At 61.4% G+C, this 25,613-nt stretch carries 23 protein-coding genes and 1 pseudogene; 14 read left to right on the top strand and 10 right to left on the bottom strand.

Features of this window, described 5'->3' with window-relative positions; genetic code table 11:
• Window positions 1-82: 82 nt before the first annotated feature.
• The gene (locus tag K5E37_RS12140) at window positions 83-922 is read right to left on the bottom strand and encodes a mechanosensitive ion channel family protein (RefSeq protein WP_064599011.1); all 840 of its coding nucleotides are present in this window, start codon (window positions 920-922) and stop codon (window positions 83-85) included.
• 138 nt (window positions 923-1,060) lie between these two features.
• Entirely contained in the window at window positions 1,061-1,546 is a 486-nt protein-coding gene (locus K5E37_RS12135; RefSeq protein ID WP_007951218.1) for a YajQ family cyclic di-GMP-binding protein, read from the bottom strand.
• A 140-nt stretch (window positions 1,547-1,686) separates the two neighbouring features.
• On the opposite strand from K5E37_RS12135, the gene K5E37_RS12130 reads away from it, so the two are divergent.
• Genes K5E37_RS12130 through K5E37_RS12120 form a run of 3 tightly spaced genes read left to right on the top strand, consistent with a single transcriptional unit; the run spans window position 1,687 to window position 5,274 of the window.
• Window positions 1,687-2,604: a putative 2-dehydropantoate 2-reductase gene (locus K5E37_RS12130; RefSeq protein ID WP_221533954.1), complete on the top strand. Its 918-nt coding sequence runs from the start codon at window positions 1,687-1,689 to the stop codon at window positions 2,602-2,604.
• Between the two features lie 45 nt (window positions 2,605-2,649).
• Window positions 2,650-4,686 carry a HAMP domain-containing sensor histidine kinase gene (locus K5E37_RS12125; protein WP_085745209.1) on the top strand — a complete coding sequence of 679 codons (2,037 nt, stop codon included), beginning with the start codon at window positions 2,650-2,652 and terminating at the stop codon, window positions 4,684-4,686.
• A gap of 3 nt (window positions 4,687-4,689) precedes the next feature.
• Window positions 4,690-5,274 (top strand): cob(I)yrinic acid a,c-diamide adenosyltransferase, encoded by a 585-nt coding sequence (locus K5E37_RS12120; protein ID WP_221533953.1) that lies wholly within the window; start codon window positions 4,690-4,692, stop codon window positions 5,272-5,274.
• Between the two features lie 137 nt (window positions 5,275-5,411).
• Here K5E37_RS12120 and K5E37_RS12115 read toward each other — a convergent pair whose 3' ends face one another.
• The 4 genes from K5E37_RS12115 to secA all read right to left on the bottom strand — a co-directional run bounded on the left by K5E37_RS12115 (window position 5,412) and on the right by secA (window position 11,126).
• Window positions 5,412-6,356, bottom strand: coding sequence for a Nudix family hydrolase (locus K5E37_RS12115; RefSeq protein ID WP_221533952.1), 945 nt, complete (start codon window positions 6,354-6,356; stop codon window positions 5,412-5,414).
• Window positions 6,353-6,985, bottom strand: a complete 633-nt coding sequence (locus K5E37_RS12110) for a glutathione S-transferase family protein (RefSeq protein WP_221533951.1) — start codon at window positions 6,983-6,985, stop codon at window positions 6,353-6,355. The genes K5E37_RS12115 and K5E37_RS12110 overlap by 4 nt, the downstream gene beginning before the upstream one ends.
• Before the next feature lie 62 nt (window positions 6,986-7,047).
• On the bottom strand, window positions 7,048-8,265 hold the full coding sequence (gene argJ, locus K5E37_RS12105) for a bifunctional glutamate N-acetyltransferase/amino-acid acetyltransferase ArgJ (RefSeq protein ID WP_085606632.1): 1,218 nt from the start codon (window positions 8,263-8,265) through the stop codon (window positions 7,048-7,050).
• A gap of 122 nt (window positions 8,266-8,387) precedes the next feature.
• Window positions 8,388-11,126 (bottom strand): preprotein translocase subunit SecA, encoded by a 2,739-nt coding sequence (gene secA / locus K5E37_RS12100; protein WP_127799575.1) that lies wholly within the window; start codon window positions 11,124-11,126, stop codon window positions 8,388-8,390.
• A gap of 307 nt (window positions 11,127-11,433) precedes the next feature.
• Here secA and K5E37_RS12095 point away from each other — a divergent pair, with 307 nt between their 5' ends.
• Window positions 11,434-11,889, top strand: a complete 456-nt coding sequence (locus K5E37_RS12095; RefSeq protein WP_007951226.1) for a DUF721 domain-containing protein — start codon at window positions 11,434-11,436, stop codon at window positions 11,887-11,889.
• 10 nt (window positions 11,890-11,899) lie between these two features.
• Here the strand turns inward: K5E37_RS12095 and K5E37_RS12090 are convergent, their stop codons facing one another.
• Window positions 11,900-13,387 carry a helicase HerA-like domain-containing protein gene (locus K5E37_RS12090; protein WP_085607021.1) on the bottom strand — a complete coding sequence of 496 codons (1,488 nt, stop codon included), beginning with the start codon at window positions 13,385-13,387 and terminating at the stop codon, window positions 11,900-11,902.
• 188 nt (window positions 13,388-13,575) lie between these two features.
• Here K5E37_RS12090 and K5E37_RS29665 point away from each other — a divergent pair.
• The 5 genes and pseudogenes from K5E37_RS29665 to K5E37_RS12070 all read left to right on the top strand — a co-directional run.
• Window positions 13,576-14,607 (top strand): annotated as a pseudogene (locus K5E37_RS29665) (cache domain-containing protein); the annotation flags it as partial.
• 93 nt (window positions 14,608-14,700) lie between these two features.
• Window positions 14,701-15,465, top strand: a complete 765-nt coding sequence (locus K5E37_RS29660) for a methyl-accepting chemotaxis protein (protein ID WP_371915861.1) — start codon at window positions 14,701-14,703, stop codon at window positions 15,463-15,465.
• A gap of 158 nt (window positions 15,466-15,623) precedes the next feature.
• Complete coding sequence (locus K5E37_RS12080; RefSeq protein ID WP_221533950.1) at window positions 15,624-16,736, top strand: glycosyltransferase family 1 protein; 1,113 nt, start codon at window positions 15,624-15,626, stop codon at window positions 16,734-16,736.
• Window positions 16,729-17,505: a DUF2334 domain-containing protein gene (locus tag K5E37_RS12075; protein WP_221533949.1), complete on the top strand. Its 777-nt coding sequence runs from the start codon at window positions 16,729-16,731 to the stop codon at window positions 17,503-17,505. The genes K5E37_RS12080 and K5E37_RS12075 overlap by 8 nt, the downstream gene beginning before the upstream one ends.
• Window positions 17,502-18,500 (top strand): lysylphosphatidylglycerol synthase transmembrane domain-containing protein, encoded by a 999-nt coding sequence (locus tag K5E37_RS12070; protein WP_221533948.1) that lies wholly within the window; start codon window positions 17,502-17,504, stop codon window positions 18,498-18,500. The genes K5E37_RS12075 and K5E37_RS12070 overlap by 4 nt, the downstream gene beginning before the upstream one ends.
• On the opposite strand, the gene K5E37_RS12065 is transcribed toward K5E37_RS12070, so the two are convergent.
• Together K5E37_RS12065 and purU are read right to left on the bottom strand one after the other, a co-directional pair.
• Complete coding sequence (locus K5E37_RS12065; RefSeq protein ID WP_007951232.1) at window positions 18,484-18,660, bottom strand: hypothetical protein; 177 nt, start codon at window positions 18,658-18,660, stop codon at window positions 18,484-18,486. The genes K5E37_RS12070 and K5E37_RS12065 overlap by 17 nt on opposite strands.
• Before the next feature lie 133 nt (window positions 18,661-18,793).
• On the bottom strand, window positions 18,794-19,642 hold the full coding sequence (gene purU, locus K5E37_RS12060; RefSeq protein WP_011335666.1) for a formyltetrahydrofolate deformylase: 849 nt from the start codon (window positions 19,640-19,642) through the stop codon (window positions 18,794-18,796).
• Between the two features lie 339 nt (window positions 19,643-19,981).
• On the opposite strand from purU, the gene mvaT reads away from it, so the two are divergent.
• Window positions 19,982-20,359: a histone-like nucleoid-structuring protein MvaT gene (mvaT, locus tag K5E37_RS12055; RefSeq protein ID WP_007951234.1), complete on the top strand. Its 378-nt coding sequence runs from the start codon at window positions 19,982-19,984 to the stop codon at window positions 20,357-20,359.
• A gap of 101 nt (window positions 20,360-20,460) precedes the next feature.
• On the opposite strand, the gene sbcB is transcribed toward mvaT, so the two are convergent.
• Window positions 20,461-21,891 carry an exodeoxyribonuclease I gene (gene sbcB, locus K5E37_RS12050; RefSeq protein ID WP_074688370.1) on the bottom strand — a complete coding sequence of 477 codons (1,431 nt, stop codon included), beginning with the start codon at window positions 21,889-21,891 and terminating at the stop codon, window positions 20,461-20,463.
• Window positions 21,892-22,071: 180 nt separating this feature from the next.
• Here sbcB and K5E37_RS12045 point away from each other — a divergent pair, with 180 nt between their 5' ends.
• From K5E37_RS12045 to K5E37_RS12030, 4 genes are all read left to right on the top strand, one after another.
• Entirely contained in the window at window positions 22,072-22,797 is a 726-nt protein-coding gene (locus tag K5E37_RS12045) for an RDD family protein (protein ID WP_085606644.1), read from the top strand.
• Window positions 22,794-23,771 carry a stage II sporulation protein M gene (locus tag K5E37_RS12040; RefSeq protein ID WP_085607023.1) on the top strand — a complete coding sequence of 326 codons (978 nt, stop codon included), beginning with the start codon at window positions 22,794-22,796 and terminating at the stop codon, window positions 23,769-23,771. The genes K5E37_RS12045 and K5E37_RS12040 overlap by 4 nt, the downstream gene beginning before the upstream one ends.
• On the top strand, window positions 23,758-25,302 hold the full coding sequence (locus K5E37_RS12035) for a DUF4129 domain-containing protein (RefSeq protein WP_221533947.1): 1,545 nt from the start codon (window positions 23,758-23,760) through the stop codon (window positions 25,300-25,302). The genes K5E37_RS12040 and K5E37_RS12035 overlap by 14 nt, the downstream gene beginning before the upstream one ends.
• Window positions 25,299-25,613 (top strand): DUF4350 domain-containing protein (locus K5E37_RS12030; RefSeq protein WP_221533946.1); only part of this gene is annotated, 315 nt, incomplete at its 3' end. The genes K5E37_RS12035 and K5E37_RS12030, both read left to right, overlap by 4 nt.

The raw sequence follows: 25,613 nt of genomic DNA, 5'->3' as shown, positions 1-25,613 counted from the left end.
CTTCGGATGGGCCTTTTTTATTGCCTGTCACTTGTAATAAATGCCTGACCGATAAGTCAGGCAATTAATTAGCAACCTATCATTACACTGCCGATTCCTGAACCACACGAATCACTCGTTGCGGAAAAGGAATATCAATGCCAGCAGTCTTTAAACGATCACGGGATTGTTCGTTAAACATGAACATGACATCCCAGTAATCCGCAGTTTTAACCCACACGCGCAGAGAAACAGTGATCGAACTGTCACCCAGTGTCGAAATAACGGCCTGAGGTGCCGGATCCTGCAACACGCGCTCATCCTTGGCCAGATCCAGCAGCACCTGACGGGCCTTTTGCAGATCGGCTTCGTAATCCACACCTACGTCGAACACAACCTTGCGGGTTGGCTGACGGTTGGTGTTGGTGATGATGCCGTTCGACAGGTTGCCGTTCGGGACGATGATGGTCTTGTTGTCACCGGTGCGCAGCACGGTGTGGAAGATCTGGATGCTGTCGACAGTACCTGCCACACCCTGGGCTTCGATCCAGTCACCGATGCGGAACGGACGGAACAGCAGAATCAGCACGCCGCCGGCGAAGTTCGCCAGGCTGCCCTGCAACGCCAGACCGATGGCCAGGCCTGCCGCACCGATCGCCGCGACGAACGAGGTGGTCTCGACGCCGATCATCGACGCCACGCTGACAATCAGCAAAACCTTGAGAATGATGTTGGCCAGGCTGCTGATGAAGCCTTGCAGGGCCAGGTCGGCATTGCGCAGGGCCAGCAGGCCGCCGAGCTTTTGCGTGACCTTGTTGATCAGCCACCAGCCGATGGCCAGCGTAATCACCGCCAGCAACACACGGCTGCCGTATTCCATGATCATCGGAATCCACGCCTGGGACGCCTTGACCAGGTTGTCCACCTCAGCATTCAAATCCATCTTTTATCTCCTGATTGCCGGCTTCCCGGGCTGTAAAAAACCAGCGGCAGAAAGACCGGGCCGTTAAGGGCTCAATCGTTTCTGCCGTTGCTTGGGCCTCGGACGCTTTAAACGCCGAGAGGTTCCCGACCGAAAAGCTTAGTCGCGGAAGTTGTTGAACTGCAGTGGCATGCCGAATTCCTTGGCACGCAGGGCCGCGATGGCTTCCTGCAGGTCGTCACGCTTCTTGCCGGTCACACGCACCTGCTCGCCCTGGATGGCGGCCTGCACCTTGAGCTTGGCTTCCTTGATGTGGCCGACGATTTTCTTCGCCAGCTCCTTGTCGATGCCTTCCTTGAGGACGGCGTCCTGTTTCATCAGTTTGCCCGAAGCGAAGGAGTCTTTGACTTCAAGGCACTGCACGTCGATCTTGCGCTTGACCAGGGCCAGCTTGAGGATCTCGATCATCGCTTCCAGCTGGAAATCGGCTTCAGCGGTCAGGTGGACGGTCAGGTCCTTTTCCTTGAATTCAAAGCTGCCCTTGCCTTTCAGGTCATAACGACGATCGAGTTCCTTCACGGCGTTCTCGACCGCGTTGGTGAGTTCGTGTTTGTCCAGTTCGGATACCACGTCGAACGACGGCATGTAATCTCTCCAATAAAAAGGCGCGCTCGTACGGGACGCGGCGCGCTTGGCTTGCGGTTAAAATCGGGCTCATTATAACGGGTCTTTTCCCACCGACACGGCGAGCCTTGCATGCCTGTACCTTACCGAGTGAAAAACTGATGTCCACCCCCTGGCACGTCCTCGGCGCCGGAAGTCTCGGCACGCTCTGGGCCACGCGTCTGGCCCGGGCCGGATTGCCGGTCCGGCTGATCCTGCGCGACATCGACCGCCTGCACGACTATGCAACGGCGGGCGGCCTGACCCTCGTCGAACAAGGCGTGGCCACTAGTTACGCAATCCCCGGTGAAACCCCGGACAGTCCCGGCCCCATCCGTCGCCTGCTGGTGGCCTGCAAGGCCTACGACGCCGAAGCGGCCGTGGCCGGGCTTGCTCATCGCCTGGCACCGGACGCCGAACTGATTCTTTTGCAGAATGGCCTCGGCAGCCAGGAAGCGGTCGCCGCACAAGTCCCGCAGGCCCGCTGCATCAGCGCCTCCAGCACCGAGGGCGCGTTTCGCGACGGCGACTGGCGCGTGGTATTCGCCGGCCATGGCTACACCTGGCTGGGCGACGCCGGCCATCCCGTGGCGCCATTCTGGCTGGACGATCTTGAGGCAGCGAAAATCCCCCATGAATGGAGCGCCGACATCCTCACCCGCCTGTGGCGCAAGCTGGCGCTCAACTGTGCGATCAATCCGCTGACGGTGCTGCACGACTGCCGCAACGGCGGCTTGCAGCAACATCACTGCGAAGTCGCCACGCTGTGCGGCGAACTGACCGAACTGCTCGAAAACTGCGGGCAACCGGCCGCAGCGGACAACCTGCAACAGGAAGTCGAACGGGTGATCCAGGCTACGGCAGCGAACTTCTCGTCCATGTATCAGGACGTGGCCAGCCAGCGCCGCACCGAGATCAGCTATCTGCTCGGCCATGCCTGCAAGGTCGCAGAGCGTCATCAGTTGAACCTGCCGCATCTCAAGCAATTGCAACAGCGACTGACCGCTCATCTGCACAGTCTCGGATTGCCCGTCGACTGAGCAGCGGCTACGCTGGCCACTTGTTCCTTTGCTGCGATAAACCTGATGCCATTGCGCCAGCGTCTCGAAAACCTGCCGGTCGGCCAGAAACTGCTGGCCGCTCTGCTGGTGCTGTTGACCACTGTGTTGCTGGTCGCCAACCTGACCTTTATCAGCGCCGCCTATTACATTTCCCAGGAAAGCATGGCGCCTCAGGCGTTGCAGACCATCGGCCGGCTGGTGTCGAACCCGAGTCTGGTGGCCGAAGCCTTGCAGTCGCCGCAAAGCGCCGAACGCCTGCTCAAGGAACTCGACAGCTATTCCCCGCTGCGTGCCGCCGCTTTATATGACGGCAAAGGCGAACGTCTGGCGCAGCTGCAGCACGGCGACAAACTCAAACTGCCGGAACGCTACCGGCACATCGAAGCCTGGCAACTGACCGAGTTTCGCAGCAATCAACTCATCACCCTGCCCCGCCCCGGTACTGCGCCGGGCCACCTGCTGTTGGTGGCCAGCAGCGAGCTGCCAGTCGCGTTCTACACCGGCACACTCACGGCCAGTCTGGGGATCCTGATTTTCAGTGTGCTGCTGTGGCTGGTCATCGCCCGGCAGATCAAGCGCCTGATTACCCGCCCGATCCATCAACTGGAAGAACTGTCCCGCCAGGTGACCCGCGAGGAGAACTACGCCTTGCGCGCCTCCCGGGGTAACCACGATGAAATCGGCAGTCTGGCCGAAGCATTCAACACCATGCTCTCGCGCATCGAGGCCCGGGAGCAGCAACTCAAGCGCGCCCGCGACGATTCCCAGGCGGCCTACGATCAGGCCCAGGGGCTGGCCGAAGAAACCCGCCACACCAACCGCAAGCTGGAACTGGAAGTCCAGGTGCGCAGCAAGATCGAGAAGAAACTCACCGGCTTCCAGAACTACCTCAACAGCATCATCGACTCCATGCCCTCGGCGCTGATCGCCCTCGACGAACAGCTCTATGTCACGCAGTGGAACCAGGAGGCCAGCGCGCTTTCCGGTACACGGCTGGACGAAGCGCTGAACCAGCCGATCTTCCTCGCCTTCGAGCCGCTCAAGCCGTTCCTGCCGCAACTAAAGCAGACCGTCGAGCAACACACAGTGGCGAAAATCGAGCGGGTGACGTGGTTCAAGGACGACGAGCCCAAGCACTACGCCCTGACCTTCTATCCGTTGATGGGCGGCGCCGGGCGCGGCGTGGTGATCCGGATCGACGACATCACCCAGCGCCTGTCGCTGGAAGAAATGATGGTGCAGTCGGAGAAAATGCTGTCGGTCGGTGGCCTCGCCGCCGGCATGGCCCACGAGATCAACAACCCGCTGGGGGCGATCCTGCACAACGTGCAGAACATTCGCCGACGTCTGTCGCCAGACCTGCCGAAGAACCTCGAACAGGCCGAACAACTGGGCATCGAACTCGATACCGTGAACCGTTACCTTCAAGGCCGGGAAGTCCCGCAACTGCTCGACGGCATCCAGCAGGCCGGCGCCCGGGCAGCAAAAATCGTCACCCACATGCTCAGCTTCAGCCGCCGCAGCAACCGCCAGATGGCGCCGTGCGACCTGCCGGCTCTGATCGATCAAGCCGTGGAAATCGCCGGCAACGACTTCGACCTGGCCATCGGCTTCGACTTCAAGGGCCAGGCGATCATTCGCCAGTTCGACCCGGCGCTGGGCCCGGTACCCGGCACTGCCAACGAACTCGAACAGGTGCTGCTCAACCTGTTGAAAAACGCCGCGCAGGCGATCCACCAGCGCGAAGATGACAGCGAGCCGGGGCGGATCACTCTGCGCACCCGACTCAATCCGCCCTGGGCCGAGATTCAGGTCGAGGACAACGGCATCGGCATGAGCGAGAACGTGCGCAAACGCACCTTCGAGCCGTTCTTCACCACCAAGGAAATCGGCCAGGGTACGGGCCTCGGCCTGTCGGTGTCGTACTTCATCATCACCAACAACCACAAAGGGCAGATGGAAGTGCAGTCGGCACCGGGGCAAGGCACCTGCTTCACCCTGCGCCTGCCACTGGCGCAACCGGCACCCATCGCCGCCGAAACCAATCAACTACCGAGGTAAACCATGGGCTTTCGCTTGTCGAAGATCTACACCCGCACCGGCGACAAGGGCGAAACCGGACTCGGCGACGGCCGCCGGGTGCCCAAGGATCACCCGCGCATCGAGGCCATTGGCGAGGTCGATACGCTGAACAGTCAGGTCGGCGTACTGCTGGCCGGATTGATCGCCGAACGCGAAACCTGCCCCGGGCTCAATGAATTGATCGACGTGTTAGCGCCTTGCCAACATCGGTTGTTCGACCTTGGCGGTGAGCTGGCGATGCCGGAATATCAGGCACTCAACACAGCAGAAATCGAACGGCTGGAAGCGGCCATTGATGTGTGGAACGAGGAATTGGGGCCGCTGGAGAATTTCATTCTGCCGGGCGGTTCGATGCTGATTGCCCAAGCGCATGTCTGCCGCAGCCTGGCGCGCAGTGCCGAACGTCGTTGTCAGCATTTGAATGCGATCGAACCGTTGGCCGGGGTTGGCTTGGCGTACATCAATCGCTTGTCGGATCTGTTGTTTGTGGCGGCCAGACTGATCGCCCGGCGCCAGGGTGTTGCAGAAATCCTGTGGCAGCCGGCAGCAAAACCCACAGAAAAGTAGCGCCTGACAAACTGCCTTCGTCGGAACGCCGCCCGGAGCAAGCCCGCTCCCACAGTTGACCGAGTTCTTCCTGTTGGAATGCACTCAACTGTGGGAGCGGGCTTGCTCGCGAAGGGGACGTCAGCCTCAATACAAAATCAGACCTCAGGCCAGAACGCCCGAATCCCCGCCACACCCTGAGCCCCGGCATCCCACGCTTTTTCGCGCTCCGCCGGGCCGACTCCGCCCAACAGAAACACCGGTTTGCTGAAGCCTTCGATCAGCGTCGAAGCCTGCTCCCAGCCCAACGGCTGTGCATCCGGGTGAGTCTGGGTCGGCTGCACCGGCGACAGGGTGACGAAATCCACGCCCATCTGCTCGGCCAGCGCCAGTTCTTCAGCGTTGTGGCAGGACGCTGCCAACCAGCGATCTGCCGGCAGCGGACGCCCCGCCGCCGCGTACTTGCGCAGCTGCGCCGAGGTGATGTGCCAGCCGGCGGCCGGGAAATCGCCCAGCCACTCAAACGGGCCCTTGATCATCAACTGTGCCTTGCCGGCGCAGAGGCCGACCGCATCTACCGCCAGATCGCGGTACTTCGGGTCATAGCCATTCGGCGCACGCAACTGAATCAGTTTGATACCGCCGGCAATCGCCTTCTGGATGCCGCGCAGCAAAGCCGGGGTTTCCAGGTCTTCCGGGGTGATCAGGTATTCAGCGGGCAGACGCGCTGCCGCGACGATCGGCTGGTTGGCCGCCGGGAATTCGTAATCCGTCAGCTCCTTGGCGGAAACCCACGCCAATGGCTGGCCTTCGGCACCGTGGGGTTCGCCGGTGAAGCTCGAGACTTCCCAGACATCCAGCAACACCTGCTTGTCCGGGTAATCATGACGCACCTTGATCAGCGGCCGGGCGGCACCGACGACGATGCCCAATTCTTCGTGCAGCTCGCGAGACAACGCGGTTTGCACCGACTCGTCGGCTTCGACCTTGCCACCGGGAAATTCCCAGAGGCCGCCCTGGTGCTGGGTATCGGCACGGCGGGCGATCAGAATCTTGCCGCTGTCGTCACGAATGACGGCGGCGGCGACGTGTACACGTTTCACGACTGCAACTCCTCCAGTCCTGCCTTTTGCCAGGCCTTGAAGGCCGGCCATTGGTAGACGGTTTCAACATAGGCTTCATCATCGGCCGGCAGCTTCACCTGATAGGTGCGCAGGCGCACGGCAATCGGTGCGAAGAACGCATCGGCCAGCGACACCCGACCAAACAGGTAAGGCCCAGGCTCGGTCGCGACGGCGCGGCATTCGGCCCACAGCGCGAGCATGCGCTCGACATCGACCTTCACTTCCGGCGGCACCGGGTTGAGCGGCGCGTCGTGGCTCAGGTTGAACGGCATGTGATTGCGCATGGCGAAAAAGCCGCTGTGCATCTGCGCGCAGGCGGATCGGGCCTGGGCACGGGCGGCGATATCGGTGGGCCAGAGTTGCTCGGAAGGAAACTGTTCGGCCAGGTATTCGGCAATCGCCAGAGAGTCGGCGACGGTGCCACGGGCTGTTTTCAGCAGCGGCACCTTGGCGGTCGGCGAGTGCGCCAGCAGCCGCTCACGGGTGTCGGGTTTGCCGAGTTTGACCAGTTCTTCGGTGTAGGGCGCGCCGGTCAGTTCAAGCGCCAGCGCCGCCCGCAGGGACCAGGAGGAAAGCAGTTTGTCGCCGATGATCAGGTGAAGGCTCATGTTCGGGTCCTTTCATGGGACAGAAGAAAAGGAGGTCCGCAGACCTCCCTCTTCGGCAGGGATCAGGTGCGGTATTCGGCGTTGATCTTCACGTACTCGTGGGACAGGTCGGTGGTCCAGATGGTTTCGCTGCAATCGCCGCGACCCAGTTCGATACGGATGGTGATTTCTTCCTGCTGCATCACTGCCGAGCCCTGGGCTTCGGTGTAGGTCGCGGCGCGGGCGCCACGGCTGGCGATGCACACGTCGCCGAGGAACACGTCGATCTTGCTCACGTCCAGATCCGGCACGCCGGCACGGCCGACGGCGGCGAGGATGCGGCCCCAGTTCGGGTCGGACGCAAACAGTGCAGTCTTGATCAGCGGCGAGTGGGCCACGGTGTAGCCGACGTCCAGGCATTCCTGGTGATTGCCGCCGCCGTTGACTTCAACGGTCACGAACTTGGTCGCGCCTTCGCCGTCACGCACGATGGCCTGGGCCACATCCATGCACACTTCGAATACGGCCTGTTTCAGCTTGGCGAACAGCTCGCCTTCGGCACGGGTGATTTCCGGCAGCGCAGCCTTGCCGGTGGCGATCAGCATGCAGCAGTCGTTGGTCGAGGTGTCGCCGTCGATGGTGATGCGGTTGAACGACTTGTTGGCGCCGTCCAGCATCAGGTTGTGCAACACGTCACGGGAGACTTTGGCGTCGGTGGCGATGTAACCGAGCATGGTCGCCATGTTCGGACGGATCATGCCCGCGCCCTTGCTGATGCCGGTGACGGTGATGGTCACGCCGTCATGCTGGAACTGGCGGCTGGCGCCTTTTGGCAGGGTGTCGGTGGTCATGATGCCGGTGGCGGCAGCTTCCCAGTTGTTTTCCGACAGATCGTCCAGTGCGGCCTGCAAGGCGCCTTCGATCTTCTCGACCGGCAGCGGCTCGCCGATCACGCCAGTGGAGTACGGCAGGATCTGGCTGGCGTCCACGCCCGTCAGCTCGGCCAGTTTGGCGGTGGTGCGCTCGGCAGCAGCCAGGCCCGGCTCGCCGGTGCCGGCGTTGGCATTACCGGTATTGGTCAACAGGTAGCGCACCGGGTTCTGCACGCGCTTCTTGGCCAGGATCACCGGCGCTGCACAGAAAGCGTTCAACGTGAACACGCCCGCCACGGTGGAACCTTCGGCGCAACGCATCACGACGACATCCTTGCGCCCCGGGCGCTTGATGCCGGCCGAAGCGATACCGAGTTCAAAACCGGCAACCGGGTGCAACGTTGGCAAAGGACCAAGACCAACAGCCATGAATGCGCTCCTTACTCAATGATGTCAGCACCGCCAAGCGTAGTGACGGTGGTGTAAATGGCAAAACGCCGCGACGGCTGGTGCCGGTCGCGGCGCGGGTATTTCAGCGATTGAAACGGGTTTTACTGAATCTGCCCGTGGCAATGCTTGAATTTCTTGCCCGAACCGCAGTAGCACAGTTCGTTGCGGCCCAGCTTCTGCTCGTTGCGAACCGGGGCGGTGGCGAGGGCCACATCGACCTCTTCACCGACCAGTTCCGGTTGCGCTTCCAGGCCAGGAGCCTCGGCGTGTTCGAACTGCATGCGGGCGGCCAGTGCTTCGGCTTCCTGACGCAGGCGTTGCTCTTCCTCGGCCGGATCTTCGCGGCGAACCTGAACGTGCGACAGCACACGGATCGAGTCGCGCTTGATCGAATCCAGCAGCTCGGAGAACAGCGTGAAGGACTCGCGCTTGTATTCCTGCTTCGGGTTCTTCTGCGCATAACCACGCAGGTGGATGCCGTGACGCAGGTGATCCATGGTCGACAGGTGGTCTTTCCACAGGTCGTCCAGAACGCGCAGCACGATCTGCTTCTCAAAGGAACGCAGAGCTTCGGCGCCCGCCTGGTCTTCTTTTTCGTTGTACGCGGCGATCAGCTCGTTCATCAGCTTCTCGCGCAGGGTTTCTTCGTACAGGTGATCGTCTTCGTCGAGCCATTGCTGGATCGGCAGTTTCACGCCGAAGTCGCTGGCGATCGACGCTTCCAGACCGGCTACGTCCCACTGCTCTGGCAGCGATTGCGGCGGAATGTGCGCGCTGACGGTGGCGTTCAGGACGTCCTGACGGAAATCAGCGATGGTCTCGCCGATGTTGTCCGCAGCCAGCAACGTGTTACGCATGTGATAGATCACTTTACGCTGTTCGTTGTTGACGTCGTCGAACTCGAGCAGTTGCTTGCGGATGTCGAAGTTGCGGCCTTCAACCTTGCGCTGTGCCTTCTCGATGGCGTTGGTCACCATGCGGTGCTCGATCGCTTCACCGGACTGCATGCCCAGGGCTTTCATGAAGTTCTTCACCCGGTCAGAGGCGAAGATGCGCATCAGGCTGTCTTCCAGCGACAGGTAGAAGCGGCTGGAACCGGCGTCGCCCTGACGGCCCGCACGACCACGCAGCTGGTTGTCGATACGGCGGGATTCGTGACGCTCGGAGGCGATCACCTGCAGACCGCCGGACTCCAGCACTTGCTGGTGACGCTTCTGCCAGTCGGCCTTGATCTGGGCGATCTGCTCAGGGGTCGGGTTTTCCAGCGAAGCCACTTCAACTTCCCAGTTGCCGCCCAGCAGGATGTCGGTACCACGACCGGCCATGTTGGTAGCAATGGTCAGTGCGCCCGGACGACCGGCCTGCGCGATGATTTCAGCTTCTTTTTCGTGGAACTTGGCGTTCAGGACCTTGTGTTCGATACCTTCCTTCTCGAGCAATGCGGACATGTGCTCGGAGGTTTCGATGGTCGCAGTACCCACCAGCACCGGACGGCCGGCAGCCATGCTTTCCTTGATGTCGTTGACGATCGCCGCGTATTTCTCTTCGGCGGTCAGGAACACCAGGTCGTTGTAGTCCTTACGGGCCAACGGCTTGTTGGTCGGGATCACGATGACCGGCAGGCCATAGATCTGATGGAATTCGAACGCTTCGGTGTCAGCCGTACCGGTCATGCCGGACAGTTTTTCGTACAGACGGAAGTAGTTCTGGAACGTGGTCGATGCCAGGGTCTGGCTCTCGGCCTGGATGTTCAGGTTTTCCTTGGCTTCGATGGCCTGGTGCAGGCCTTCGGACAGACGACGGCCCGGCATGGTACGACCGGTGTGTTCGTCGACCAGTACGACCTGACCGTCCTGCACGATGTATTCGACGTTGCGGTGGAACAGTTTATGCGCACGCAGACCGGCGTAGACGTGAGTCAGCAGGCTCAGGTTGTGCGCCGAGTACAGGCTCTCGCCCTCGGCCAGCAGACCGATGCTGGTCAGCTGGTCTTCGATGAACTGGTGACCGGCTTCGTTGAGTTCGACCTGACGGGTCTTCTCGTCAACGGTGTAATGGCCTTCCTGGGTGACTTCGCCTTCGACTTCTTCGACGTGCAGCTTGAGTTTCGGGATCAGCTTGTTGATCTCGATGTACAGCTTGGAGCTGTCCTCGGCCTGACCGGAAATGATCAGCGGAGTACGCGCTTCGTCGATGAGGATGGAGTCGACTTCGTCGATCACGGCAAAGTTGAGTTCGCGCTGGAATTTCTCTTCCATGCTGAACGCCATGTTGTCGCGCAGGTAGTCGAACCCGAATTCGTTGTTGGTGCCGTAGGTGATGTCGGCGGCGTAGGCGGCGCGCTTCTCTTCCGGCGGCTGGAACGGCGTCACGATGCCGACGGTCAGGCCGAGGAATTCATACAGCGGGCGCATCCAGTTGGCGTCACGGCGGGCCAGGTAGTCGTTCACGGTCACAACGTGCACGCCCTTGCCGGACAGCGCGTTGAGGTAAACACCCAGGGTACCCACCAGCGTCTTGCCTTCACCGGTACGCATTTCGGCGATCCGGCCTTCATGCAGGGTCATGCCGCCGATCAGCTGGACGTCGAAGTGGCGCATGCCCATGACACGCTTGCCGGCTTCGCGGGCGACCGCAAAGGCTTCGGGCAACAGCTTGTCGAGGGTCTCCCCCTTGGCAATGCGGTCCTTGAACTCTGCGGTCTTGGCGCGCAGTTGATCGTCCGAGAGGGCGACCATCTTCTCTTCGAAGGCATTGACGAGCTGCACCGTCTTGAGCATGCGTTTGACTTCACGCTCGTTCTTGCTTCCAAAAAGTTTCTTTAACAAAGGCGCAAACATATCGGCAGGATCTTCCACACTAAAGGGATGGAGGGCGGCCCCGTGAGTCGCCCGTGCAGCCCTCATGGCCGCATGCGAACGAGCATTCTACCCGGAAACGGTGGTGAGGAAAGTGGGGATATTCCACGATGCTGGCACTGCGCTTTGACGGGGCTCACTTAAAATAGGGGCGTTTTGCTCAACTTCAAGCCGTACAGCAAAGAAGTTAGTCGTTGATTTAATGGGCAAAGCAGGGACAAAAGCAATGGGCGAGTGAAATGGGTGCCATCTGCTACCATGGCGCCTCTGTCACTTCAGGTCCTAGATCATGGCATTTCGCCCTCTCACAGCCAGAGCGCCCGCCGTTCTGCTACGCGAAGCCAGGCCGTTGAAAGCCATCCTCGGTCATGCGCAACGCCTGGCCCATCTGCAACGTCTGCTCGAAAGCCAACTGCAACCCGCCGCCCGTGAACATTGCCACGTGGCCAAGTGGCGCGAAGGCGAACTGTTGCTGATTGTCACCGACGGCCATTGGGCCACGCGCCTGCGCTATCAGCAGAAACGTCTGCAACGGCAACTGCAGATGTTCGACGAGTTCGCCAATCTGACGCGGATCAAGTTCGCCGTGCGGCCACCGACCATCCAGCGCGAGGCGAGCGGGCCGACGATCGACCTGTCGACGGATGCGGCGGCGACCATCCAGGCCACCGCCGACGGGATCAGCGATCCGAATCTGCGAGCGGCACTGGAGCGACTGGCCGCCCACGCCAAACCCAAAACCTGAGCCTTGTTGATCAGCGGCGTTTGCTGCCGCCGAGCAATGACCCCATCAGACCGCGCACCAACTGTTTACCCAGCGAATTCGCCGCCTGACGCATCGCCGACTTGAGCGCCTGCCCCGCCGCCGTGCCGAGGAATTCTCCGGCCTTGTCCGCCAGGCTCGGCTCTTCAGCGGCCGGTTTGCCCGGCGCCGCTTCCGCCTCCGGCGCCAGCCCCTTGCGACCCATCAGGATTTCATAGGCCGACTCGCGGTCGATCGGCTTGTCATAACGGCCCTTGAACGGCGAACCGGCAATCAGCATCGTGCGCTCGGTCTCGGTCAACGGCCCGATCCGCGATTGCGGCGGCGCCACCAGCACTCGCTGAACCATTTCCGGCGTGCCCTTCTCCTGCAAGGTGCCAACCAGGGCTTCGCCAATCCCGAGCTCGGTGAGCACCGACAACGTGTCAAATGCCGGATTCGGCCGAAAGCCGTCCGCCACCGCCCGCAGGGACTTCTGTTCCTTGGCGGTAAACGCGCGCAGGCCGTGTTGTATCCGCAGTCCCAGTTGCGCCAGCACATCGTCCGGCAGATCGCCCGGCGACTGGGTGACGAAATACACGCCCACGCCTTTGGAACGGATCAGCCGCACCACTTGCTCCAAGCGCTCTTGCAGAGCCTTGGGCGTATCGCCGAACAACAAATGTGCCTCATCGAAAAACAGCGCCAACAACGGTTTGTCGGCATCGCCGCGCTCCGGCAGTTGCTCGAACAGCTCGGCCAGCAGCCACAGCAGGAAAGTCGCGTAGACCTTCGGCGCCTCATGCACCAGACGACTGGCATCGAGCAAATGGATGCGCCCGCGACCGTCAGCGGTCGGCTGCAGAATGTCTTCCAGTTGCAGCGCCGGTTCACCGAACAACGCTTCGGCGCCCTGCTGCTCCAGCGTCGCCAGACGCCGCAACAGTGCCTGGCTGGAACCGGTGGTGAACAGCGCGGCGTCTTCGCCCAGCAGCTGCGGATTGTCCTTGAGGTGATTGAGCAGCGCTTTCAGGTCTTTGAGATCCAGCAGCAACAGGCCTTCGCGATCCGCCACCTTGAACGCAGCGTACAACGCCGATTGCTGGCTGTCGGTCAGTTCCAGCAAGGCGCCGATCAGCAGCGGGCCCATTTCACTCAACGTAGTGCGCAACGGATGACCGGACTGACCGTGAATGTCCCACAAGGTCACGGGATACGCCTGAGGCGTGTGCTTGAGCCACGGCATGCCGGCGATGCGCTCGGCGATCTTGCCCTGAGGGTTGCCGGCAGCACCGAGGCCGCACAGGTCGCCCTTGACGTCGGCGGCGAACACCGCGACCCCGGCGTCGCTGAACGCCTCGGCCAGACGCTGCAAAGTAACGGTCTTGCCGGTACCGGTTGCGCCGGCGACCAGTCCGTGACGGTTGGCCAGGCGCATGGCCTGGGCGATCGGTTGCCCGGCGAGGTCGGCGCCGATTGTGAGTTGCGAAGATTCAGGCATTTGGTCACCCAATGGTTAATCTTTGATCGAGCATGGCCGATAGCTAAAGGTGACAGATGCGACTGACATCCGCATCGGAGATTTCCCTAAGGAGAAGCGGAAATACCTGCTTGTACCCATCAAGCCCACCTGGCGAGTATCTATAGAAGCACGCCCTGAATAATAAGACCTTAGCGGAACCCCAAGCCATGAACAAAAATCTGCGTTTCAGCCATAAAATCCTGCTTGCCGCCGCCCTCATCGTCATTGCCGCCTTCGCCTCGTTCACGCTGTACAACGACTGGTTGCAGCGCAATGCGATCCGCGAGGACCTGGACAATTACCTCAACGAGATGGGCGAGGTCACAGCCGACAACATCCAGACCTGGCTCAGCGGGCGCATCCTGCTGATCGAGAACGCTGCCCAGAACATCGCGATCAACCCCGATCCTGCCGCCGTTGCCAGTCTGCTGGAACAGAAAGCCCTGACGTCGACCTTCATGGCGTCCTACCTCGGCGATGCCACCGGGCACTTCACCATCCGCCCGGATGCGAAGATGCCGGACGGTTTCGATCCGCGCGTTCGCCCTTGGTATAAAGGTGCCGAAAGCAGCAGCACCTCGACCCTGACCGAACCGTACATCGACGCGGCGACCGGCCAGACCATCATTTCCATCGCCACCGCCGCAAAAAAGGCCGGTCAGAGCGTGGGCGTGGTGGGCGGCGACCTGAGCCTGCAAACCCTGATCAACACCCTCAGCGCCCGGGACTTCTCCGGCATGGGCTACGCGTTCCTGGTCAGCGCCGACGGCAAGATCCTGGTGCACCCGGACAAGGCCCTGGTGATGAAGTCACTGAAGGAAGCCTATCCGCAGGACACCCCGCGCATCAGCAGCGACTTCAGTGAAGTCACCGTCGACGGCAAGACCCGCATCGTCAACTTCACCCCGATCAAGGGCCTGCCGTCGGTGAACTGGTACATCGGCCTGTCGGTGGACAAAGACAAAGCCTTCTCGATGCTCAGCGAATTCCGCGCTTCGGCCGTGATCGCAACCGTGATTGCCGTGGCGATCATCATTGCCCTGCTCGGCATGCTGATCCGTATCCTGATCCAGCCGCTGCACGTGATGACCCGCGCCATGGAAGACATCGCCGACGGCGAAGGCGACCTGACCAAGCGCCTGACCATCCAGAACCAGGACGAATTCGGCGTACTCGGCACCGCGTTCAACCGTTTTGTCGAACGTATTCACGGCTCGATCCGCGAAGTGTCGTCGGCCACCGGCCAGGTCAACGAAGTCGCCCTGCGCGTGGTCGCGGCCTCGAACTCGTCGATGTACAACTCCGACCAGCAAGCCTCGCGCACCAACAGCGTGGCCGCCGCGATCAACCAGCTCGGCGCCGCCGCCCAGGAAATCGCCCGTAACGCCGCCCAGGCCTCGTCCCAGGCCAGCGACGCCCGTGGCCTGGCCGAAGACGGTCAGCAAGTGGTGGATCGCAGCATCAAGGCGATGAACCAGCTGTCGAGCATGCTCAGCGCATCGAGCAGCAATATCGAATCGCTGAACAGCAAGACCGTGAACATCGGCCAGATCCTGGAAGTGATCACCAGCATTTCCCAGCAGACCAACCTGCTGGCGCTCAACGCGGCCATCGAGGCAGCACGTGCCGGTGAAGCCGGGCGCGGTTTTGCGGTGGTGGCGGACGAAGTGCGCAACCTCGCCCACCGCACCCAGGAATCGGCACAACAGGTGCAGACCATGATCGAGGAGCTGCAAGTCGGCGCCCGCGAATCCGTCAGCACCATGAGCGACAGCCAGCGCCACAGCCAGGACAGCGTGGACATCGCCAACCTCGCCGGCGAGCGCCTGAACAGCGTGACCCAGCGCATTGGTGAAATCGACGGGATGAACCAGTCGGTGGCCACCGCGACCGAGGAACAGACGGCTGTGGTCGAGTCGATCAACGTGGATATCACCGAGATCAACACGCTGAACCAGGAAGGTGTCGAGAACTTGCAGGCGACGTTGCGTGCCTGCTCGGATCTGGAGCAGCAGGCTTCGCGCTTGAAGCAACTGGTTGGCAGCTTCCGCATTTAAAGCCGCTCTGCCGGTCGTCTTCGTCGTTCACAACTATCCGACGAAGACGACCGACAATCCCTCCGAAACCGGCCTTGCACCCCACCGCGAAACCCCGACCGAACATCTATTCTTGATAAAGGTCAACCAAGGGAGATCAACGCGGAGGGACGTTCACCGTGCATATCGCCGACATCACCATGTTCTACGCCCCGGCCAGCGGTGGCGTGCGCACCTATCTGGATGCCAAGCACCGTCGGCTGGGAATCAAACCCGGCATCCGCCACAGCCTGCTGATTCCCGGCGCGGATTTCGGCGAACGTGATGGCGTCTATACGGTTCCCGCCCCCGCCCTGCCCTTCGGCAAGGGCTATCGTTTTCCCCTGCGCCTGGCCCCTTGGCGAAACGTCCTGCAGGACCTGCAACCCGATCTGATCGAAGTCGGCGACCCGTACCTCACCGCCTGGGCCGCGCTCGATGCGCGTCGGCAGCTGGATGTGCCGGTGATCGGCTTCTATCACTCCGACCTGCCGCTACTAGTGGGCAACCGCATGGGCCACTGGGTCACGCCGAATATCGATGCGTATGTGCGCAAGTTGTACGGCAATTTCGACCGGGTGCTGGCGCCCAGCCTGGTCATGGCCGACAAGCTCAGCGGGCTGGGCGTGCGCAACGTCTTCGTGCAACCGCTGGGCGTTGACCTGCACACTTTCCATCCGGATGCCCGCGATACCGGGTTGCGCAGCGAACTGGGGATCGCCGAGGACACGCGCCTGCTGATCTTCGCCGGTCGCGGTTCCAAGGAGAAAAACCTGCCGGTGCTGCTCGATTGCATGAAACGCCTGGGCCCGCGCTATCACCTGTTGCTGGTCGGCTCGTCGATGCCGGTGTCCGTCCCGGACAACGTCAGCGTGATCGACCGTTTCTGCCCGGCCGCGCAGGTCGCGCGACTGATGGCCAGTGCCGACGCGCTGATCCACGCCGGCGATCAGGAAACCTTCGGCCTGGTGATTCTGGAGGCCATGGCCTGCGGGATTCCGGTGGTGGCAGTGGCAGCCGGGGCGTTCGAAGAAATCGTCAGCGAATCCTGCGGCCTGCTCTGCGCGCCGAACAATGCGCAAGCCATGGCCAATGCGGTGCGCGAACTGTTCAGTCGCGGGACCGGCGTACTCGGTCAACAGGCACGCCAGCATGTCGAACGGCATTACGCCTGGGACACGGTGGTCGATAGCCTGCTGGGGCATTATCACGCCGTACTCGGCGATTCGGTTCCACGGGTGGCCAATGGCTGAATCTCACGAGCGCCCGGCGCTGATGCTGGTGCTGCATGACGTGGCGCCCTCCACGTGGGCCGATTATCGAGCCTTCGTCGAAGCCGTTGACCGGTTGGGCAACGTCCCGATGACGTGGCTGGTGGTTCCGGACTTACATCGACGCGAGGCACTTGAAGGCCATCCAGCGTTTTGTCGAATGCTCGACGAGCGCGTCGCACGCGGTGATGAACTGGCCCTGCACGGCCACTTTCATGAAGACACCGAGCCCGGCCCGCGCACGGCGCGCGACTGGTTCATGCGCCGGGTCTACACCCATGAAGGCGAGTTCTATCAGCTGTCCCGGGAAGCCGCCCTCGCCCGCCTGCGCCCGGGCATCGATCTGTTTCGGCGCCACGACTGGCCGCTGCACGGTTTCGTCGCCCCCGCCTGGTTGATGAGTGCCGGCACACGCCAGGCATTGCGCGAATTGCCGCTGCGCTACACCAGCGATCCGCAGCATCTTTATCACTTGCCGGATTTCACTGCGGTCGAGGCTCCGGGACTGGTGTGGAGCGCACGCAGCGCCTGGCGTCGCGGCATGTCGAAGGTCATCAGCGAACAGCGTGAGCAGCGTTGGCGTCAGGCGCCGGTGATTCGTCTAGGCTTGCACCCGGTGGACATGCGCCACCGGTTTTCCCGGGATTACTGGTGGCGCACCCTTGAACGACTGTTGGCGGACGGACGCGTGCCCATGACCAAAATCGACTGGCTGACGCGCCAGCAAACTCAAGCCGAGCGTGCCGCTTGAGCCGCGGCATTCTATTGATGATCGGCCTGCTGGTGGCCGTGGCGGTGCCCGTCCTGCTCGGGGGCGGCGAAACCTGGGAGCGCCTGCAGGCCTTTCCGCTGCGCTGGCTGTTGATCATGTTCGCCATGGTTCTGCTGTGCTGGGGCATCAACACCTTGCGTCTGCGGCTGCTGCTCGGCGATCAGCGTGACCGGGTCACGCCCGTCAAAAGCCTCGGGGTGGTGATGGCTGCCGAATTCGCCTGGTGCGCCACGCCCGGCGGCAGCGGCGGGCCGTTGACGATCATGGCGCTGCTGGCGCGCAGCGGCGTGCGTCCGGCCCGGGGCAGCGCCGTGTTTGCGATGGATCAGTTGAGCGATCTGCTGTTTTTTCTCTGCGCCTTGAGCGGGATCCTGATCTACGCGCTGTTCCAGCATCTCAGCGACCGTATGGAATGGCTGCTGATCGTCAGTGCCCTGTCTTTGACCGGCGGTCTGTTCAGTTGTGTGCTGGTCGCGCGCTATCACCGTCGATTGATTCGCCTGAGCGGGCGCCTGCTGGCCGGGATGAACGTCGAACCACGCACTCGACGGCGCTGGGCGCGGCAGTTGCTGCACTTTCTGGCCGCTTTCACCGATGCGCTGAAATTGCCGTGGCAGACATTGATCAAGGTGTTCGTTCTGACCTGCGTGCACTGGTCGCTGCGATACAGTGTGCTGTATCTGGCGTTGCGCGGGCTGGGGGCGGATGTGCAGTGGGCCTGGACGTTTCTGATCCAGATGCTTTCGCTGGGTGCGGGGCAATTCAGCCTGTTGCCGGGAGGTGCCGGTGCAGCGGAATTGACCTCGGCGGCGCTGCTGGCGCCGATGGTCGGCAAATCGACCGCGGCGGCGGCGATCCTGATCTGGCGGGTGGTGACGTTTTACTTCTATCTGCTGGTCGGTGGTCCGGTGTTTCTATTGATGCTGGGCCGGCCGTTGCTGAAAAAGCTGCTGAGCGTCAGACAGGCTTCTTGAGGTCATCCTCTTCGTCCTTGAGTTGTTCCCACAGTTCGGCAGCGCCGGGAAACTCCGTGCCGTCCTCCGGGCTCAGGTCATCCGGGTCATAGCGGCTCAAGCAGCCTTCGCCGAGGGTGGCGGGTGCCTTGGAAGTGGCTTTGTCCAGTGGATCGCTCATCGATATGTCCTCAAGGTCCGTGGATCGTTCCCACGCTCTGCGTGGGAACGCAGCCCGGGACGCTCTGCGTCCCAAAGCAGACGCGGAGCGTCTGAAGAGGCGTTCCCACGCAGAGCGTGGGAACGATCGTGAATCAGAACACCACGGTCTTGTTGCCGTGCACCAGCACGCGGTCTTCCAGGTGATAACGCAGACCACGGGCCAGCACCATCTTCTCGACGTCACGGCCGAAACGCACCATGTCTTCGATGCTGTCGCTGTGGCTGACGCGTACCACGTCCTGCTCGATGATCGGGCCGGCATCCAGCTCTTCGGTCACGTAGTGGCAGGTCGCACCGATCAGCTTCACGCCGCGCATCGAAGCCTGGTGGTACGGCTTGGCACCGACGAACGACGGCAGGAAGCTGTGGTGAATGTTGATGACTTTGTGCGCATATTCGCGGCACATGTCCGGCGGCAGGATCTGCATGTAGCGCGCCAGCACCACCACTTCGGCGTCGTGCTGCTTGACCAGGCGTGACACTTCATCGAAGGCCGGTTGCTTGTCCTGCGGATTGACCGGCACGTGGTAATAAGGAATGCCGTGCCACTCGACCATGCTGCGCAGGTCGTCGTGGTTGGAGATCACGCAGGAAATCTCGCAATCGAGTTCATCACTGTGCCAGCGGTGCAGCAGGTCAGCCAGGCAGTGGGATTCGCGGCTGGCCATCAGCACCACGCGTTTTTTCTGCTCGGTGTCGGTGATGCGCCAGTCCATCGAGAACTCTTCGGCGATCGGTGCAAACTTCTCGCGCAACACCTCGATACCAAAAGGCAGGGAATCGGCACGGATTTCGTGACGCATGAAGAACCAGCCGACCTGGTTATCCGAGTGGTGGCTCGCTTCGGTGATCCAGCCATTGTGGGCCGCCAGAAAGTTACTGACTTTGGCAACGATGCCAACGCGGTCCGGGCAAGAAATCACCAGCCGAAAAGTGCGCATGAGGGGGAAACTCCAGAACTTCGCAAAGGCGGCCATTCTAGCGACTGCGCGGGAAAACTGCAGTATTGATGACCCTCGGAGCCTCACGGCAGCCCGTCGCAGCTTTTTTGACGCTGGCAAACGCCAGAATGATGGCGCAGTAATAGCCATGCATGAACAGGCTTGTGTGAATATCTGTGAAGACTCCATCACATTATTTAACTGAACATTCAATTCATGGCTTTTCAACGTAACTAATTCAAATAAAAACCCCGGTTAAATGTTTACTTGATGAAACAGCCTGACTATTATTGCCGCACTGTCCCCTGCCATCGCGCACTCCCACATAAGGTAGTAATCATGTCCTTGATCAACGAATATCGTGCCACCGAAGAAGCTATCAAAGAGCTGCAAGCCCGTTTGAAGAACCTGTCGCAAGACGACAAACTGCAAGCCGAGCTGGAATTCGAAGGCAAACTGCGCACACTGATGGGCGAATATTCCAAATCCCTGCGCGACATCATCGCGCTGCTGGATCCAGAGTCCAAAACCAAAGCACCACGTGGCGGCGCAGCCAAAACTACCGGCACCAAGCGTGCTCGCAAAGTTAAACAATACAAAAACCCGCACAACGGCGAAGTCATCGAAACCAAAGGTGGCAACCACAAAACTCTGAAAGAGTGGAAAGCCAAGTGGGGCGGTGACGTGGTTGAAGGCTGGGCTACCCTGCTGGGCTAAGCCGCAACCCTTGTCGCAGAGCGCTTCTGTGACACAAAAAAACGCCAGCGAATGCTGGCGTTTTTTTATGCCCGGCATTCAAGCGCCGGACATGTTCGATTTCAAAGATCCAAACGTTTGCGTAATGCCTGGACATAGTTCTGCCATTCAACCAACACCTCGGCCTGCATCGGCGCAGCACTAAGCAGCCATTGCTCCATGGCCTCGGCAAAAGATTGCAAGGTATTAGGGGCGCCCCACTCCGGCGCGGACAAGCGTTGCCGGCAAAAGATTTTCCAGCGTTCTTGCTCTTCGAAATTCAACGTATCGGGAAAGTTACGTGCTCGATATCGAAACAACAATTCAGGTAAACGTTCATCATCGAACGGCCATTGCTCTCGCGCCAATTGAGCAGGATCGGTCGCCCTCACTTGCTCACATAAACGACGATCGCGATCACCGATAAATCCGTCGTACAACTGTTGTTCGGGATCTTCACTCGAGGCGAAATCTTCGCTGGCATAAATCGCCGAGACTTTATCTTTCCAAACTTGTTGTGCGTCACTTAGTCGCAATGCACGCGCCTGATACAACGCCATGTCCAGACCCAGACGCTGCTGATCTTCAGCTCTCAGCACCGCCAACGGCGCCACCACCGGGCACTTGTTGATGTGAATAAGCTTGAGCGGTACCGGCAACTCGCCTTCGGCCAGATCGTCGCGCCGGGTATACAGGCGCTGACGCAATGTTTCGGCATCCAGGTCGAGCAGACCCTGCGGGTCCAGGTGCAGATCACAGACGATCAACGCGTTCTTGTTGCGCGGATGCCAAGCCAGCGGCAGCACCACGCCGACATAACTGCGCGCAGCGGAGAAACGGCCGGAAATGTGCACCATCGGCTGCAACAGGCGAATTTGATCCATGACCTTCTGTTTACTGCGCAACTGGAACAGCCAGTCATACAGCTTCGGCTGCTTCTCGCGGATCAACCGGGCCAGGGCAATGGTGGCGCGCACGTCCGACAGGGCTTCGTGCGCATTGCCGTGATCGATGTTGTTGGCGGCGGTCAGGCGTTCGAGCTTGAGCGTCACCTTGCCCTCGTCATCGGTCGGCCAGACCAGACCATCGGGGCGCAATGCGTAGGCGGCGCGTACCACGTCGATCAGGTCCCAGCGACTGTTGCCGCCCTGCCATTCACGGGCATAGGGATCGAAAAAGTTGCGGTACAGGCTGTAGCGGGTCATCTCATCGTCGAAGCGCAAGGTGTTGTACCCCGCACCGCAAGTGCCGGGTGCCGCGAGCTGGGCGTGAACACGGGTCATGAAATCAGCTTCGCTCAAGCCCTGTTCGGCGAGACGACTCGGGGTGATGCCGGTGATCGCGCACGCCGCCGGGTGCGGCAGGATGTCTTCGCTGGGCTGGCAGTAGAGATTGACCGGCGCGTCGATTTCGTTGAGTTCGTGGTCGGTGCGGATCCCGGCCACCTGCAACGGGCGGTCGCATCGGGGATTGATGCCGGTGGTTTCGTAGTCGTACCAGAAAATGGAAGTCACGGGCGGTTCCTGAACTGAAGATCGGCAAAGTCTAGGCGTTCGACTGCGGTCGCGGCCAGCGCCGCATCATTCAGTCACCTTTGGTTGAAGGATGTGTATGACATAGTTATGTCGTTTCCCCCCGAGAGACTGCTAGCATCGGACGCACTTGCATCCCGATCCGGCAACATCAGGTAGCCCATGCTCGAGACCACAGCACCGCCAAGGAAAGCACCGCTGGCCCCGCCACTGGATACGCGGCACCAGGTCGAAACGCCGGAAGGCATCGACCTGCCGCTGCGTCCCGCCGGCCTGACGGTGCGTGCCGTGGCGTTCACCATCGATCTGGGGTTGCGCGGGCTGATCCTGGGCCTGCTGCTCATGGTGCTGGCGTTGCTTGGCAAGCTCGGTATCGGCCTCGGTTCATTGCTGCTGTTCGTGGTGAGCTGGTGGTACATGGTGTTGTTCGAAGTGCTGCGTCAGGGCCGCTCGCCGGGCAAGCAATGGATGGGCCTGCGGGTGGTGCACGACGATGGCACGCCGGTCGGCTGGTCAGCCTCCCTGTTGCGCAATTTGCTGCGTTTTGTCGACCTGATGCCGTTCGGCTATTTCCTCGGTGCGATCAGTTGCCTGCAACACCCGACCTTCAAACGCCTCGGCGACATCGCTGCCGGCACGCTGGTGATCTACAGCGAACGCCCGCTCAAGCGCCCGCAGTTGCCCGATGCCGAACCCCGCCGCTCACCGATCCCGCTGACCCTGACTGAACAACGCGCCCTGCTCGCCTTCGCCGAACGCCAAGGTGAACTGTCGACAGCGCGGGTCAACGAACTCGCTGCACTGCTGGCCCAGCCGCTGCACATCAGCGCGCCGAAAGCCGTCGGTGAACTCAACGGCATCGCTCGCGGCCTGTTGGGTCCGACATGAAGCAAAGCCTTTTCGAAACCCGCCACAAGGCCGAATGGGAGCGTTTCACCCTCGCCCTCGAACGACTTGAACGAGGCAAGGACACTTCGCAGGTCGCGGAATTTCCCAAGGCCTATCGCCGACTCTGCCAGCATCTGGCGCTGGCGCAGGAACGTGGATACAGCAGTTTTCTGGTCGACTCCTTGCAACAGCAAGTGCTGCGCGGGCATCAACAGCTTTACCGGCATCGCAGCCAGCTCGGCGCTAACGTGCTGGGTTTCATCCTCGCCGGGTTTCCACGGCTGGTGCGCGCCGAATGGCGCTTCGTGCTGGCCGCCGCCCTGTTGTTCTTCGGCAGCCTGGCCGGTTTCGGTTTGCTGGTTTTCCTGTTTCCGGAGCTGGTCTACAACCTGATACCCGCCGATCAGGTGCGCGAGATGCAAAGCATGTACGACCCCGCCGCCGGCCATCTCGGGCGTTCGGCCGAGCGCGCGGCGAGCGAAGACTGGGTGATGTTCGGCTACTACATCATGCACAACATCGGCATCGCCTTTCAGACCTTCGCCAGCGGTTTGCTGCTGGGGGTGGGCAGTGCGTTTTTCCTGTTCTACAACGGGCTGATCATCGGCGCGGTGGCCGGACACCTCAGTGAAATCGGCTTTGGCCAGACCTTCTGGTCGTTCGTGATCGGGCACGGTGCGTTCGAACTCAGCGCCATCGCCCTGGCCGGCGCGGCAGGACTGAAACTGGGTTGGGCATTGATCGCGCCGGGACGCCTGACACGAATCGAGGCCCTGCAGATCGCGGCGCGCCAGAGCATCCTGTTGATCTGCGGCGTGATGCTGTTTCTGTTGATCGCCGCGTTTATCGAAGCCTACTGGTCGTCGCGCACCGGGGTTACGCCGCAGACCAAATACCTGGTCGGCGCCGGGCTCTGGCTCTGCGTGGCGCTCTATCTGCTGTTCGCCGGAAGGACCCGCCATGCGCCTGAGTGACGCAACCGTGGCGATCCGTCCGCGCACCACCTGGGAAGCCATGGATCTGGGCGTGCTCATGAGCCAGCAACATCGGCGCCTGCTGATGACCAGTTGGGCCATCGTCACCCTGCCGCTGTTCGCGGTGCTCAGCCTGTTATTGTGGGATTCACCGTCGCTCGCCGTGTTCATCTTCTGGTGGCTGAAACCGGCCTACGAACGCCTGCCGCTGTACATCCTGTCCAAGGCGCTGTTCGGCGAAACACCCACCTTGAAACAGGCCTTGCGCCAATGGCCGCGCCTGCTCAAGCCGCAACTCATCGCCAGCCTGACCTGGCGCCGCCTCAGCCTCAGTCGCAGCTTCCTGCTGCCCGTGCTGCAACTCGAAGGCCTCGACGGCACGGCCCGCCAGCAGCGTTTGCAGGTGTTGTTGCAACGCAATGCCGGCGCCGCGCAGTGGCTGACGATCATCGGCGTGCACCTGGAAACGGCGCTGTGGATCGGCCTGATGGTGTTGTTCTACCTGCTTCTGCCGCAACAGGTCGAAACCGATTGGGACTGGCAAAGCCTGATCTTCGCGGCCGACTACGAATGGCGCTGGCTGGAGCATCTGACCAATGCGTTCTATGCGCTGATTCTGGTGATCTGGGAACCGGTGTATGTCGCCTGCGGATTCAGCCTGTATCTGAACCGCCGCACCGTCCTCGAAGCCTGGGACATCGAACTGGTGTTCCGCCGCTTGCGCCAGCGTTTGAACAGCAGCGCGATCGGCTTGCTAATGGTGGCGTGTCTGCTGTTGCCGGGGTTGCCCTCAGCCTGGGCTGCCGAGCCCGCCACTGCTCCGGATGCACCGCGTCTGTTGAACCAGCCGCTGACCAGCGAGGCGTCCCGCAACAGCATCAAGGCCTTGCTCGAACAGCCGCCGTTCAAGAACAAGGAAACCGTCACCCGTTATCGCTTCGGCGAAGATACCGCGGCTGCTGAAAAGCCCAAGGAAGGCGAAGCACCGCAATGGTTGAAGACCCTGCTCGACTGGCTGGATGGCCGACACCTCGACGGTCTGGCCAAGGCGATTGAAGTCGTGCTGTGGGGCGCGGTGATCGCCGGGCTCGGCTGGCTGGTCTGGCGTTATCGGGATTTTCTGCAAACGTTCGTCGGCCGCCGTCCGCGCTTGCCCGAAACGAACAAAAGGCCCTTGCCGCAACAAGCCTTCGGTCTGGATCTGCAAAAGGAAAGCCTGCCCGATGACATAGCCAGCCATGCGGAACAGCTCTGGCAAACCGAGCCGCGCGCGGCATTGGGTCTGCTGTACCGGGCACTGCTCAGTCATCTATTGCACGACTTCAACCTGACCCTGAAACCCGCCGACACCGAAAACGAAGTGCTGGCCCGGATCGAACAGTTGCAGCGACCGGACCTGCTCACTTATAGCCGTCAGCTCACCGGTCACTGGCAGAACATGGCCTATGGGCACCGAGTACCGGCGGCGCATCTGCAACAGGAATTGTGTGACGGCTGGCGCACCCTGTTTGGCCAAGGAGTCGCCCGTTGAGCCGGCGCACGCTCTGGCTTTTGGGCGGCGCGCTGATCGTCGCCCTGCTCGGTGCGCTGGGCATTTATCTGTACCTCAAGGCCACGCCTTACCAGGCCGAGGTCGATCACGGCCCGTCCCCCGCCGCGCAAGCCAATCCTTATCTGGCAGCAGAGATATTTTTGCGCGAACGCGGGATCGACGTAACCCATGCTGAAAGCCTCGCCGTGTTGCCCGATATCGATCCGCGCCAGCATACGCTGCTGATGTTCAACGACCGCTCGAAAATGACCCCGCGTCAGGTCGATCAGGTGCTGAACTGGGCCCGGGCC

Source organism: Pseudomonas sp. RIT778 (assembly GCF_019718735.1).
In the GTDB taxonomy this organism is placed as follows: Bacteria; Pseudomonadota; Gammaproteobacteria; order Pseudomonadales; family Pseudomonadaceae; genus Aquipseudomonas; species Aquipseudomonas aphyarum.
Note: the sequence above shows the minus strand (reverse complement) of the source record. Positions and strands in the feature narration are given on the sequence as shown.

What these genes read in the sequence shown, in the direction of transcription:
- K5E37_RS29660 (WP_371915861.1), top strand. Translation starts at nt 14,701, where the DNA reads ATGTACAACTCCGACCAGCAAGCCTCGCGCACCAACAGCGTGGCCGCC.
- K5E37_RS12125 (WP_085745209.1), top strand. Translation starts at nt 2,650, where the DNA reads ATGCCATTGCGCCAGCGTCTCGAAAACCTGCCGGTCGGCCAGAAACTG.
- K5E37_RS12140 (WP_064599011.1), bottom strand. Translation starts at nt 922, where the DNA reads ATGGATTTGAATGCTGAGGTGGACAACCTGGTCAAGGCGTCCCAGGCG.
- K5E37_RS12120 (WP_221533953.1), top strand. Translation starts at nt 4,690, where the DNA reads ATGGGCTTTCGCTTGTCGAAGATCTACACCCGCACCGGCGACAAGGGC.
- K5E37_RS12065 (WP_007951232.1), bottom strand. Translation starts at nt 18,660, where the DNA reads ATGAGCGATCCACTGGACAAAGCCACTTCCAAGGCACCCGCCACCCTC.
- K5E37_RS12135 (WP_007951218.1), bottom strand. Translation starts at nt 1,546, where the DNA reads ATGCCGTCGTTCGACGTGGTATCCGAACTGGACAAACACGAACTCACC.
- K5E37_RS12045 (WP_085606644.1), top strand. Translation starts at nt 22,072, where the DNA reads ATGCTCGAGACCACAGCACCGCCAAGGAAAGCACCGCTGGCCCCGCCA.
- secA (WP_127799575.1), bottom strand. Translation starts at nt 11,126, where the DNA reads ATGTTTGCGCCTTTGTTAAAGAAACTTTTTGGAAGCAAGAACGAGCGT.
- K5E37_RS12075 (WP_221533949.1), top strand. Translation starts at nt 16,729, where the DNA reads ATGGCTGAATCTCACGAGCGCCCGGCGCTGATGCTGGTGCTGCATGAC.
- K5E37_RS12130 (WP_221533954.1), top strand. Translation starts at nt 1,687, where the DNA reads ATGTCCACCCCCTGGCACGTCCTCGGCGCCGGAAGTCTCGGCACGCTC.
- K5E37_RS12090 (WP_085607021.1), bottom strand. Translation starts at nt 13,387, where the DNA reads ATGCCTGAATCTTCGCAACTCACAATCGGCGCCGACCTCGCCGGGCAA.
- K5E37_RS12110 (WP_221533951.1), bottom strand. Translation starts at nt 6,985, where the DNA reads ATGAGCCTTCACCTGATCATCGGCGACAAACTGCTTTCCTCCTGGTCC.
- K5E37_RS12095 (WP_007951226.1), top strand. Translation starts at nt 11,434, where the DNA reads ATGGCATTTCGCCCTCTCACAGCCAGAGCGCCCGCCGTTCTGCTACGC.
- purU (WP_011335666.1), bottom strand. Translation starts at nt 19,642, where the DNA reads ATGCGCACTTTTCGGCTGGTGATTTCTTGCCCGGACCGCGTTGGCATC.
- argJ (WP_085606632.1), bottom strand. Translation starts at nt 8,265, where the DNA reads ATGGCTGTTGGTCTTGGTCCTTTGCCAACGTTGCACCCGGTTGCCGGT.
- mvaT (WP_007951234.1), top strand. Translation starts at nt 19,982, where the DNA reads ATGTCCTTGATCAACGAATATCGTGCCACCGAAGAAGCTATCAAAGAG.
- K5E37_RS12035 (WP_221533947.1), top strand. Translation starts at nt 23,758, where the DNA reads ATGCGCCTGAGTGACGCAACCGTGGCGATCCGTCCGCGCACCACCTGG.
- K5E37_RS12040 (WP_085607023.1), top strand. Translation starts at nt 22,794, where the DNA reads ATGAAGCAAAGCCTTTTCGAAACCCGCCACAAGGCCGAATGGGAGCGT.